At 41.0% G+C, this 12,252-nt stretch carries 13 protein-coding genes; 6 read left to right on the plus strand and 7 right to left on the minus strand.

Annotation, left to right across the window (positions count from 1 at the left end):
* Window positions 1–72 precede the first annotated feature (72 nt).
* A complete protein-coding gene (gene punC / locus AB4140_RS09970) occupies window positions 73–1,335 on the minus strand; it encodes a purine nucleoside transporter PunC (RefSeq protein ID WP_102531543.1) in 1,263 nt (420 codons plus the stop codon).
* Between the two features lie 126 nt (window positions 1,336–1,461).
* Between punC and punR the strand changes: the two genes are divergently transcribed.
* The 6 genes from punR to AB4140_RS10000 all read left to right on the plus strand — a co-directional run bounded on the left by punR (window position 1,462) and on the right by AB4140_RS10000 (window position 4,789).
* The gene (gene punR / locus AB4140_RS09975) at window positions 1,462–2,364 is read left to right on the plus strand and encodes a DNA-binding transcriptional activator PunR (protein ID WP_102437403.1); all 903 of its coding nucleotides are present in this window, start codon (window positions 1,462–1,464) and stop codon (window positions 2,362–2,364) included.
* Window positions 2,365–2,630: 266 nt separating this feature from the next.
* Window positions 2,631–3,290: a Bax inhibitor-1/YccA family protein gene (locus AB4140_RS09980; RefSeq protein ID WP_102437401.1), complete on the plus strand. Its 660-nt coding sequence runs from the start codon at window positions 2,631–2,633 to the stop codon at window positions 3,288–3,290.
* Between the two features lie 97 nt (window positions 3,291–3,387).
* Window positions 3,388–3,777 (plus strand): sulfurtransferase complex subunit TusD, encoded by a 390-nt coding sequence (tusD, locus tag AB4140_RS09985; RefSeq protein WP_102437399.1) that lies wholly within the window; start codon window positions 3,388–3,390, stop codon window positions 3,775–3,777.
* A 33-nt stretch (window positions 3,778–3,810) separates the two neighbouring features.
* A complete protein-coding gene (gene tusC / locus AB4140_RS09990) occupies window positions 3,811–4,167 on the plus strand; it encodes a sulfurtransferase complex subunit TusC (RefSeq protein ID WP_303446215.1) in 357 nt (118 codons plus the stop codon).
* A complete protein-coding gene (gene tusB, locus AB4140_RS09995) occupies window positions 4,167–4,457 on the plus strand; it encodes a sulfurtransferase complex subunit TusB (RefSeq protein WP_102437395.1) in 291 nt (96 codons plus the stop codon). Before tusC ends, tusB begins: the two co-directional genes overlap by 1 nt.
* Entirely contained in the window at window positions 4,451–4,789 is a 339-nt protein-coding gene (locus AB4140_RS10000; RefSeq protein ID WP_102437393.1) for a TusE/DsrC/DsvC family sulfur relay protein, read from the plus strand. The genes tusB and AB4140_RS10000 overlap by 7 nt, the downstream gene beginning before the upstream one ends.
* A 100-nt stretch (window positions 4,790–4,889) precedes the next feature.
* On the opposite strand, the gene serS is transcribed toward AB4140_RS10000, so the two are convergent.
* The 6 genes from serS to lrp all read right to left on the minus strand — a co-directional run bounded on the left by serS (window position 4,890) and on the right by lrp (window position 12,241).
* On the minus strand, window positions 4,890–6,176 hold the full coding sequence (serS, locus tag AB4140_RS10005) for a serine--tRNA ligase (RefSeq protein ID WP_372000805.1): 1,287 nt from the start codon (window positions 6,174–6,176) through the stop codon (window positions 4,890–4,892).
* 18 nt (window positions 6,177–6,194) lie between these two features.
* Window positions 6,195–6,569 carry a fluoride efflux transporter CrcB gene (gene crcB / locus AB4140_RS10010; RefSeq protein ID WP_076537957.1) on the minus strand — a complete coding sequence of 125 codons (375 nt, stop codon included), beginning with the start codon at window positions 6,567–6,569 and terminating at the stop codon, window positions 6,195–6,197.
* Window position 6,570: 1 nt separating this feature from the next.
* The gene (locus AB4140_RS10015) at window positions 6,571–7,902 is read right to left on the minus strand and encodes a replication-associated recombination protein A (protein WP_372000807.1); all 1,332 of its coding nucleotides are present in this window, start codon (window positions 7,900–7,902) and stop codon (window positions 6,571–6,573) included.
* Window positions 7,903–7,908: 6 nt separating this feature from the next.
* Window positions 7,909–8,547 carry an outer membrane lipoprotein chaperone LolA gene (gene lolA, locus AB4140_RS10020; RefSeq protein WP_303413150.1) on the minus strand — a complete coding sequence of 213 codons (639 nt, stop codon included), beginning with the start codon at window positions 8,545–8,547 and terminating at the stop codon, window positions 7,909–7,911.
* A 174-nt stretch (window positions 8,548–8,721) separates the two neighbouring features.
* Window positions 8,722–11,490 (minus strand): DNA translocase FtsK 4TM domain-containing protein, encoded by a 2,769-nt coding sequence (locus AB4140_RS10025; protein ID WP_372000809.1) that lies wholly within the window; start codon window positions 11,488–11,490, stop codon window positions 8,722–8,724.
* A 244-nt stretch (window positions 11,491–11,734) separates the two neighbouring features.
* The gene (lrp, locus tag AB4140_RS10030; protein WP_076537850.1) at window positions 11,735–12,241 is read right to left on the minus strand and encodes a leucine-responsive transcriptional regulator Lrp; all 507 of its coding nucleotides are present in this window, start codon (window positions 12,239–12,241) and stop codon (window positions 11,735–11,737) included.
* Window positions 12,242–12,252: the final 11 nt, after the last annotated feature.

Below are 12,252 nucleotides of genomic sequence, written 5' to 3' on the forward strand. Positions count from 1 at the left end.
GAGATAATAGCTATCTCACTCGCTGCTGTAAAGCATAAATTTAAGATTCTTTACTGTTTGCTTAAGTTAGCATCAATCTGCGCTGTTTTTATTAGCGTGAAGTGCGATGCTAGCAGGATCTGGCTTTATGAAGTTATTTGTTACTGAAGCCCAACTATCATGCTTTGACAATAAATAGCCTAAGTAAGCAACAACAGCACTCAATACGATACCTAAACCGATAGTCACTTCATTATATTGTACGAACATCGCGACAATACTTGATGCGCCGAACGCCATACCAATCTGAAGGAAGTTTTGTAAACCTGCAGCTTTGGTGGCATTTTTACTGAACTGCTGTAAGGCATTGTTGACGACCAAAGGATAAGTCGCACCGTTAGCTGCAGCAAGTAATGAGAAGGTTACCAATAGCGGATAAATTGATTCCATTGGGATTACCAAAGTCGCTATTGCAATGGTTGCAACACAGAAGAAAAACAGTCCCAATAAATAATTAAGCGCCTGTGTGGTACCGAATTTTTTAACAAGTACTTTGCTCATGTAACCACCTACGATAAACATGATGGTTTGTGGAATAAAGCTCAAGCCAATGGCTTTAGCTTCATAACCAAATTTAATCATTACACTTGGCCATACCGTTAAATAACTAAAGAATGCTGCAGACAATGCACCAAATATAACCACGTTACCTAAAAACCGGGTGTTTTTTAAGATGGTTTTATAGCTGATATTATCTTCTGGTTCTGCTTGTTTGTTCTCTGGTGCAACTAACAGCTTGGTCATAACGATAAGCAAAACCGCAAGTATTGCTAAAGTAATGAAAACTGCTCTCCAGCCAAATGTATCAACAATTGATGCACCAATGAGAGGTGCAACAGCAGGTGATAGCGCAACTAAAGGCATGATGTTTGAAAACACTTTTTGCGCTTTTTCAGCATCATATTTTTCAACGACAATAGCTTGCCAAATTACACCAGCACTACAGGCACCTAACGCTTGGAAAAAACGTGCGATATTAAGCATAATAATCGAGTTACTGGCGACAATTAAGGCGCTGGCTGCTGCAAAGATAACTAAACCAATTATTAAGGCTTTTTGTTTGCCTACTTTTTCAACTAATGGACCATAAAGTAATTGGCCGATAGCTAAACCCGCTAAGAAAGTCGTTAATGAAAAAGCGACGTTGTTTAAGCTGGTATCAAATGAGTCAGCTATGTTTTGAAATGCAGGTAAATACATGTCGGTGGCAATAAAGCCCAGCATACTTAACAGTGCTAAGTAGCCTAATAAAATAAAGTACTGCACATTGGCAGAGGTAGATGATGCTTTTTTCATAAAAAAAGTGTCCGAAAGTGGCTTAATTAAAAATCAGCGTGCAGTCTAATCACTTGCAAAAGCAATGTGAAACGTTTAGTTTTGATGACTGCATTCATAAATTTTCACAGCAAAGGATAGCAAGATATGCTTTCAGAACAAGCATTGGAAATGATCGACATTGTCGCTCGCTTAGGTAGTTTCACGGCAGCAGCCAATCAATTACACAAAGTTCCTTCAGCAGTCAGTTATGCCGTAAAACAAATCGAAGATGAACTTGGTGTCATTTTGTTTGAAAGGCATCATCGCAGTGTCAGCTTAACGGAACCCGGTAAACATTTTGTCGCCCACGCAAGAGAGCTATTGGGTGACATGAATGACTTAAAGCGTAGCACTCAACGTGTCGCTAATGGCTGGCAACCTACCCTGTCTATCGCTTTAGACAATATTGTCCGCGCTGATCGTATTAGTGTACTAATTGCAGACTTTTATCGTCACTTTGACGATGTTGAACTCATCATCCGTATTGAGGTGTTTAATGGGGTCTGGGAAGCATTAGCAACAGGTCGCAGTGACATCGCCATAGGTGCAACCACAGCTATTCCTGTGGGCGGCGTATATCAGTATAAAGATATGCGCGAGATTCAATGGTCGTTTTTAGTCAGTCGTAACCACCCTCTAGCAGAAATTGATCGCCCATTAACAGACGATGAATTACGCATCTATCCCTCTATTTGTTTAGAAGATACTTCAAGGGAAATACCCAAACGCACAACTTGGTTGCTGGCCAATCAGCGGCGATTAGTGGTACCAGACTGGATAAGAGCGTTCAATTGTTTCCGTGATGGCTCAGGTATCGGCTATATGCCTAGAAACCTTGCAAAACCCTTTATCGACTCTGGGGTATTAATTGAAAAAACCTTAGAACATCCAAGAAATGCAAGCCCTTGCTGTTTAGCGTGGAATCAAGAAAAGATGTCACCTGCACTTGAGTGGGTTTTAGAATACTTAGGTGATACCGATAAGTTACATCAAGAGTGGCTCGCATAACCACAAAGCCAGCATCTTGATGACATTATTAACAAGTTGTAATGGTAATTTAATGTTCAGTTCAGCTTTCTTAGTAAAAATGTTGTTTAGGACAATTTTTTATATGAACATGTGTCATTAAATAATAGTTAACATGACAGTGACACTTATATACCTTTAAGCTGTGTTAAAGCTAAGGTATTATAAATCTAAATAATTTAATAAATATCTTTTGTAGTGACTCTTATTGCGTCATTACAGTTTTTTTCGAGTCTATGGAGACTGTTATGAATCAACAAACTTTATCGGGCCATCAAGCTACAACGATGGAAACCAATAAACTGATCAAAAATACCTACATGCTATTGTCGATGACGCTTGCCTTTGCCGCTGTAATGGCTGGTGTAGCAATGATGATGAACATTGGCCCTTTCATGTCAATCGGACTATCACTTGGTAGTATCGTGGTGATGATGGTGACCCTGAAAAAAGCAGACAATGCTTCAGGGCTTGCATGGATTTTTGCCTTTACGGGTATGCAAGGTGCATCATTAGGATACATTTTAAACCACTACGCAGGTTTAGCTAACGGCCCTGAACTTATTATGCAAGCGTTTGGCTTAACCTCAGTTATCTTCATTTCTTTATCAGCTTATGCAATTAGCACTAAGAAAGATTTCAACTTCATGGGCGGCTTCCTTTTTGCTGGTCTGATTGTGGTTATCGGCGCATCACTGATCAACATGTTTGTTGGTAACAGTGTTGCATTTATGGCTATTCAAGCTGCTGTAGCAATGTTGATGGTAGGCTTAATCCTTTATGATACAAGCCGTATTGTAAATGGTGGCGAAACTAACTATATCCGTGCAACGATTTCGTTGTTCTTAAACTTCATCAACCTATTCATGGCGCTATTACACTTGATGGGCATGGGTAATGATGACTAGGCGTTAAGTTACTTGATTATTCATTTGGTTCTGACCTTGTGATTAATCGGCTTACTACGCTAAAATGGCTCCCTTACAGGAGCCATTTTTTATTGTTATGAATAAATTTATTATCCAAGTTAATGGCACGGTTTATGGCTCAACAGCGAGCTTTAGAGCGCTGCGCTTTACGACAAGTGTATTGTCATTAGGCCATCAAGTTACGCGTATTTTCTTTTATCAAGACGGCGTGACTAATAGTAGCCAATTAATCTGTCCTGCCTCTGATGAATATGACTTGCACCAAGCATGGAAAAACTTGGCAACTGAACACAATATTCAGTTGATAAATTGTGTGTCAGCAGCGCTGCGCCGCGGTGTGTTGTCACAGCAAGATGCCATCGAAAACACTAAATCACAGTTCAATTCTAGCGCCCCATTTGAAATGGGTGGTTTAGGTGAGCTGGTCACAGGTATTGAAACATCAGATCGATTAGTGTGCTTTTAATGCTGATTTTAAATCACTTGGCAAGGTAACCACATGAAGCAAATTTGCGTTATTTTCAGACAAAGCCCGTTGGGCAATAGTTCCAGCCGTGAAGGCTTAGACTTTGCGTTACTCAGTGCCAGTTTTGAGCAACAAGTTAGCGTGGTTTTTACTGATGAAGCTGTGCTGCACCTGCTAGCAAATCAGCAGCCAGAATTAGTCGGCAGTAAAGATTACCTATCGACGTTTAAAGCTCTTAATATTTATGATATTGAAACCGTTTTAGTGTGTGAGCAGTCAGCAAAACAATTTGGCATCACTGAAGACAAGTTTAATTTTGAGGCGCAATTAGCTGATAGCAATGCCATTAAGCAATTATTAGCGCAAAGTGATGAAGTGGTGGTTTACTAATGATTTTACATCACATTCAAACCTCAGCCACCACTGACAACGCGCTAAATTGCTGCTTACGTTATATCGCTAGTGAAGACAGTATCATCCTTGCTGACGATGCGATTAATTGCTTATTACAAAGCCATTGGCAGCAAAAATTGCTAGATATACAGATTTATATATTATCTGAAGATATACAAGCTCGAGGCTTAACAGCACTTTTACCTAGCAGCGCTAATATCTCAATTATTGATTATGACCAGTTTGTACTGGCTACATTGAAACACACGAAGGTGATTACTTGGTAAATTCAATTGAATTTAATGGACAACAAATAGAAGTTGATGCTCAAGGTTATTTAAAAAACGTTGCTGATTGGCAACCTGATATGGCAATTATTTTGGCTGCAGGTGAAGATATCGTATTAACCGAGCAACATTGGGAAGTGGTTAATTTTGTGCGTAACTTTTATCTTGAATACAAGACAAGCCCTGCTATCCGCGTGCTAGTGAAAGCCATAGGTCAGACGTTAGGGCCTGATAAAGGTAATTCAAAATACCTTTATACCCTCTTTCCTGTGGGCCCAGCTAAACAGGCGACTAAAATCGCAGGCTTACCAAAACCTGCTAAGTGCCTTTAACTATCATGTAACCAGACCTGCTAAATTTACGGCACAAAAAAACCAAACATGATGTTTGGTTTTTTTTAGGCTCAGATAACGCCTTAACGCTAGCGAAGACTTAGCCTATTTTTTCTAGGCCGCGCATATACGGACGTAATACGTCAGGCACGGTAATAGAGCCATCTGCATTTTGGTAGTTTTCAAGGATAGCAACTACTGTACGACCAACAGCAAGGCCTGAACCGTTTAAGGTATGAACCAAAGTTGGTTTCTTGTCATTAACACCACGGTAGCGTGCTTGCATACGACGTGCTTGGAAATCTTTCATGTTTGAACAAGAAGAGATTTCGCGGTAGGTGTTTTGCGCAGGTAACCACACTTCAATATCGTAAGTTTTCGAAGCGCCAAAACCCATGTCGCCAGTACATAAAATCACAGTACGATATGGAAGGCCTAGCCCTTCTAGTACTTTCTCAGCATGACCTGTTAGCTCTTCTAACGCATTCATTGAATCTTCAGGTTTAACAATTTGAACAAGTTCAACTTTATCAAACTGATGCTGACGAATTAGACCACGAGTATCACGGCCGTAAGAGCCCGCTTCACTTCGGAAACAAGACGTTAATGCCGTCATTTTAAGTGGTAAATCAGCTTCTTCAACGATAGTGTCACGTACTACATTGGTCAAAGGTACTTCAGCAGTTGGAATCAAGCTTAAGCCTTGGCCTTCTTCAGTGGCCGGTTTAGTGTGGAACAAATCTTCACCAAACTTAGGTAGCTGACCTGTGCCTAATAAGCTTTCTTCGTTAACCAGTAATGGCACATACATTTCTGAATAACCGTGATTTTCAGTATGTAGATCTAACATGTACTGACCCACAGCGCGGTTTAGGCGTGCGATTTGGCCTTTCATTACAATGAAGCGAGAGCCTGTAATTTTTACTGCACTCTTAAAATCCAATCCATCTAAGTTTTCGCCAAGATCTAAATGATCTTTAACTTCAAAATCAAACTTAGTTGGCTCGCCCCAAGTGCGGACTTCAACGTTATCATTTTCGTCAGCACCGGCTGGTACTGCGTCATCTGGTAAGTTAGGCATGCTCATAGCAATAGCATTTAACTCAGCTAACAATTCAGCTAGTTCAGATTTTTTCGCATCCAGTTGAGCACCTAAGTCCCCTACTTTAGCCATGATTTCACTGACATCTTCACCACGACCCTTTGCTTGACCAATGGACTTAGAAATTGCATTTCGGGATGCTTGCAATTCTTCTGTGGCCACTTGTAGCGACTTACGCTTTTCTTCTAAAGCGGTAAGGCGGCTAATATCAAGGATAAACCCACGCTTAGCTAACAGCTCAGCGGTGACTTCAAGTTCGTTACGCAAAAATTTTGGATCTAACATGTTTTATATTCTTAATAGTTAAATGCGAGAAAAAACTAGCTGCTGACCGACATATACCATGAAAATACACAGTACAACGTTCAACAACACGTTGAGAATAGCTTTTGCAAAAAGACCTTCTTGCATTAGCAATAATGTTTCATTGGAAAAAGTAGAAAAAGTCGTTAAGGCGCCTAACAATCCAACACCTATCATGGCTTTTAATTCAGGACTTAACTGGCTGGCTTGACCAATGGCATAAACCACACCCATCAAAAATGATCCCAATACATTTACCAACAGTGTACCAAAAGGGAAACTGCTTCCAAATAGCTGAAGCATGAAAATTGAGATTAGATAACGAAAAACAGCCCCAATTGAACCACCAAGGGCCACAAACATGATATTGCTCATGCTAATCATAGCGCTTTACCTCACTGGTTCGGTCTAGTTCTGCTAAATGGGCAAGTTTGTCTTTGATTCTTTTTTCAAAGCCGCGCTCAGTTGGATAATACAATTGGCTATCTTTTATTGACTCAGGGAAGTAATTCTCCCCATTTGCGTAGGCACCTGGTTCATCATGAGCATAGCGATACCCTGCCCCTAAACCCATATTTTTCATCAATTGAGTCGGTGCGTTACGTAAGTGATCTGGCACTGATTCATGCCCTGTTTCGCTTGCAAGCATTCTTGCTGCTTTAAAGGCGGTGTAAACCGCATTACTTTTTGGCGCACTGGCCAAGTATACAATCGCTTGGGCGATAGCACGCTCACCTTCAGCAGGCCCAACGCGGTGATAACAATCCCAAGCATTAAGCGCAATATTCATTGCAGTAGGATCGGCGTTTCCTACATCTTCAGAGGCAATAGCTAATAATCTACGTGCAACATAGAGAGGATCACCGCCGCCTTCAAGTATTCGACAATACCAATACAAAGCAGCATCAGGAGCTGAGCCTCTCACTGACTTATGCACCGCAGAAATCAAATCATAAAATTGATCGCCATTTTTATCATAAGCGGCCATTTGATGCCCAGCGACTTGCGTCAGCATCTCTTGAGTAAATTCACCGTTATCAGCAACCAAGTCACTCATTAACTCGAGTAAATTTAATGCTTTGCGCGCATCACCATCACTAATTGAAGCTAACTGCTGCATTACTGTTTCAGGAATAGTAAAACCACGTTTACCGAAACCACGCTCAGTATCCATTAATGCTTGATTGATAATCGCGGCAATATCATCACTATCTAAGCGATTGATTAAATAAACTCTGGCACGAGACAATAAGGCGTTATTTAGCTCAAAAGATGGGTTTTCAGTGGTCGCGCCAACAAAAATAACAGTACCGTCTTCGATAAAAGGTAAAAACGCATCTTGTTGGCTTTTATTAAATCTATGGACTTCGTCCACAAACAATAATGTACGCTGACCACGGCTTTGAGCTACCGCTTTAGCTTGCTCAATGGCGGCGCGAATTTCTTTAACCCCTGAGGTAACCGCCGAAATGCGCTCTACATGGGCATTGGCATAATGCGCCACCAATTCAGCTAAGGTGGTTTTACCTGTGCCAGGAGGGCCCCATAACAACATAGAGTGAGCTCGATTGGCCTCAAGTGCTTGGCGCAGTGGTTGCCCTTTACCGAGTAAATGCTGCTGCCCTACATACTCACTTATCTCCCTTGGGCGCATTCTTGCGGCTAAAGGACGAAAGTCTGGGGCAAAATCGAAACCTAAAGTAGACACTATAACCTACTGAGCTAGGCTTGAACGTTGATCGTCAATATCAACGTTTGCCGGTACGGTAAATTCAAATAAGCCGTTTTCGTCTGCCGCAACCTTGGTTTGATTTGTTAACGTGAACTGACTGTAATTGCCTTGCTCATCTAACAAATTAAAATCAGTAAGCTCTGCCTCATTGAAACACACAGTGACAGTCACCACACTTGAATCATCCGCTTTGGGCTTAATGGAATAACAGGCTTTAGCTGACTCTGGCTGAATTTGCTCAACACGATACTGAGACCAAGTTGTTTCATCGCGATGAACTAACAAAGCCATTGGAGATGCGTCAATAGCATCGGCAAAATCCATGACTGAAACTTCTTCAGCAAAAGGGTTATAAATCCATAAATCTTTACCGTCAGCCACAATGAGCGACTCATCAGGCTCAGTTAAATGCCAGTAAAATTTGTTTGGATAAGCAAGGGCAAATACCCCTTTACCTGACTGAATGACTTTATTGTTTATATCGGTAACTTGCTGGGTAAAATCAGCTTTTAATGAGTCGGCTTTGGCTAAGCGATCACGCAATTGCGCTGATTCATCAGCTAACGCGTTGCCTGACAATAATAATGCTAAGGCTGTAACAACAGCAAAACGCTTGTTCATATAAATTCCTAATACTGTATTGCTAATTCTTAGCGATAAACTTTTAAGGCTAGTGGCTATGCTTTTTGTCACTAAGGCTTTTTCTTTATAAGGTTGATTATTAATGGCTTCATTATAACGGTTTATTTGGCCAAACTGGCTATAAGCGCAGTGATTGTTATGTTCGGTCCGAGGTTAGTTTCTCGGTGGCGGAGGAGCTAAAACCTCACGATTACCATTATGACCTTGTGTACTGACAATCCCCTGGGTTTCCATCATTTCGATAATCCGCGCCGCGCGGTTATAACCAATTTTAAACTTACGCTGCACACTTGAAATTGAACCTCTGCGGGTTTCAGTGACAAACGCAACCGCTTCATCATATAACTGATCAGTATCATCATCAGATTCTGCAGCTTCACCAGGCAGCAATACTTGCTCACCTTCACTGACGCCATTAAGGATTTCTTCAATATAACGTGGCTTACCACGAGCATGCCAGTCTGCAACGACTTTATGGACTTCATGATCGTCAATGAAAGCACCATGGACACGAATAGGTACGCTGGTACCTGGTGGCAAGTACAGCATATCACCCATACCGAGTAGTGTTTCTGCGCCTTGCTGATCTAAAATGGTTCTAGAGTCAATTCTTGATGACACTTGAAAAGCGATACGTGTTGGCACGTTTGCTTTAATCAAACCAGTAATGACATCCACTGAAGGTCTTTGGGTGGCTAAGATTAAGTGTATACCCGCTGCACGGGCCTTTTGCGCAATACGGGCAATCAGCTCTTCAACCTTTTTACCGACAATCATAATCATGTCAGCAAATTCATCGACCACTACCACAATAGAGGGTAATTTTTCTAACTCAGGGGCCTGTTCATCCATACTTTCAGATGACTTCCATAATGGGTCAACTATCGGTTCACCTGCTTCTATGGCTGATTTAATTTTAGCGTTATAACCTTTTAAATTACGTACGCCAAGCGCTGACATTAACTTGTAACGTCGCTCCATTTCACCAACACACCAACGTAGTGCATTAGCCGCTTCTTTCATATCGGTGACGACTTCACATAACAAATGTGGAATACCGCCATATACGGAAAGCTCCAACATTTTCGGATCAATCATGATAAAGCGCACATCATCAGGACCAGACTTATACAAGATACTGGTGATCATCACGTTGACGCCAACTGACTTACCCGAACCTGTAGTACCGGCAACTAATAAATGCGGCATTTTACCTAAATCAACCACCACGGGATCGCCAGCAATATCTTGTCCCAGCACCATGGATAAATCAGATTTACTTTCTTCAAAGGTTTTAGAGTCTAAAACATCGCGCATAAATACCGTTTCACGGAATTTATTAGGCAATTCAAGACCCACAAAGGCTTTACCTGGAATAACCTCAACAACGCGGACACTTTCTGCTAACAATGAACGGGCTAAATCTTTCGACAAATTAGTGATTTTTGAGGCTTTGACACCAGGGGCTAATTCAAGTTCAAATCGAGTCACCACAGGGCCTGGGAATACCCCAACAACATTAGCGACAATATTAAAGTCAGCCAGCTTAGTTTCAACCAACCTCGCGACAATATCTAGTTCTTCTTTGGTAATTGGGTTTTCTTTTCTATCAGGTACATCTAATAAGGTGATACTTGGCAGTGGCGGCATTTCAACTTTAGTTTGGCCATAAACTATTTGGGGTTCTTGGCCTGGCAACACCACAATTCCTTCAACAATACGCGCTTGCTCAACAGCTTTTGTAGTGGCAGGGTTTGGCTGCGAGGTCGCTGTTGCACCTGTGCTATTAGCTTGACTGAATGCTTCACCTAACGAGTCGCTATGACTAACATGAGCCTCAGACTGTTCACTTAAATGATGATTCGCTTGTGTGAAATCAGCTGCGGGGGCATCCCCTGATGCGATCCAAGCTGGGGTTAAATTATCATCGTCTTGGTGATCATTGCTGGCGTTTAATTTGGGTTCAAGTCTACCATTATGTGACGTTAATTTAGCCTCATGGTCTATTTCAGCGCCAAAGCTTGGCTCTACATCTTGCTCTAAGTCACCTGCCAAATTAGTTTCTTCTTTGTCGCGACTGGGTTTCACTTTCGATTTAATACGGCTGAAAAGAGAGGGTTTTTCTTCTAATTCATCAGTTTCTATTGCTGCAGTAACTTCAGCCTCATTATGCGGCATACTAGTGAGATCAATTGCTGCAGCATCAAGCTCAGCTTTGTCATGCTTTACGTTGCCAGCATCGTCACCACGGTCCTGTTTAAATTTATCAACGACAGACATAAAGCCGCGGGTATCTTCGGTTTCGTTACTAGCTGATAAATAACTTGGGATACTAATGATCTTTTTAACACACCAAATAGTGGCTAGACCTGTACTTTCAATAACGGTTAGCCAGCTTATACCGGTAGTTAAAGTAAAGCCTGCGCCGATAAAACATAGCAGTAATAAAGTTGTTCCAAGGTTATTAAAGTAAGGCATCATTGCTTGGCTGATCACATCCCCTGCCACTCCGCCAGCAGAAAATACATACATGTCATCGGCATTCATACTCGCTAACGCTGCCAATGCAAATACCACCAGTAAAAAACCGATAATCCTTAAACCGACAGAAAAATAGTCGATTTCAAACAGCTTGTGAGTACGATTAAAAATGAACCAGCCAGAAGCAGCAATAATTATTGGTATGAGATAGGCTATGAAGCCGAAAAAATAAAATAGAACATCTGCTGTCCATGCGCCAACTGCGCCAGTTAGATTACTGATTTCACCTTGGAAATGCGACTGGCTCCAGCCGGGATCATTAGGATCGAAGCTGCTAAGTGCAATAAGAATATAAGTTGCAGTCATGCAACAAATGATCAACCCACCTTCCAAAAGACGCTGAAGGCCACTAAGTGTTTGAAGACTATTTCCCTGAGACAAACGAAAACACCCAAATAAGATTTAAAAAGAATGATAACAATAACAGAATATCAATGTGTATGCAGTGATTATGCAACGCGCGGATGCCAAGCTCAACCTAATGTTTTCAGATAGATGACTGTAGAAGATAAATAATTTTAATCTGGCTTAAGTTGGTTACTTTTAAGCCTAAGATTAAGCTTGCTGTAAATTTTTGGCAAAAAAAATAAAGGGCAATGCCCTTTATTTTTATTGGTTATTAAATTTAGTAAGTATCAGCTAATAAATTTAAGGCAACTTTATTAGTTTGCTTAACTTCTTCCATAACCACGTAAGTACGAGTATCAGAAACTGATGGTAACTTAAGTAATGTCTCACCTAACAAACGACGATAAGCTGACATATCTGATACGCGGGTTTTTAGTAGGTAATCAAAATCGCCAGAAACCAAATGACATTCTTGAATATCATCTAACAACTGAACGGCTTTGTTAAAGCGTTCAAAAATATCAGGGGTATCTCGAGTTAAGGTGATTTCCACAAATACAAGTAACGATGCACCTAAGTAATGAGGATTAACTAATGCAGTGTAGCCATTAATGTATCCTTGTTTCTCAAGACGTTTAACTCGTTCTAAACATGGTGTTGGACTCAGGCCAACACGCTTAGATAACTCCACATTTGATATGCGACCATCAATCTGAAGTTCGTTGAGGATATTACGGTCAATCCGATCTAAATCTTTCACAGAATTTTTCTTATTATTTGCCATATTATTAACCT

This window comes from Shewanella sp. 10N.286.51.B2 (genome assembly GCF_041469265.1).
Classification (GTDB): domain Bacteria; phylum Pseudomonadota; class Gammaproteobacteria; order Enterobacterales; family Shewanellaceae; genus Shewanella.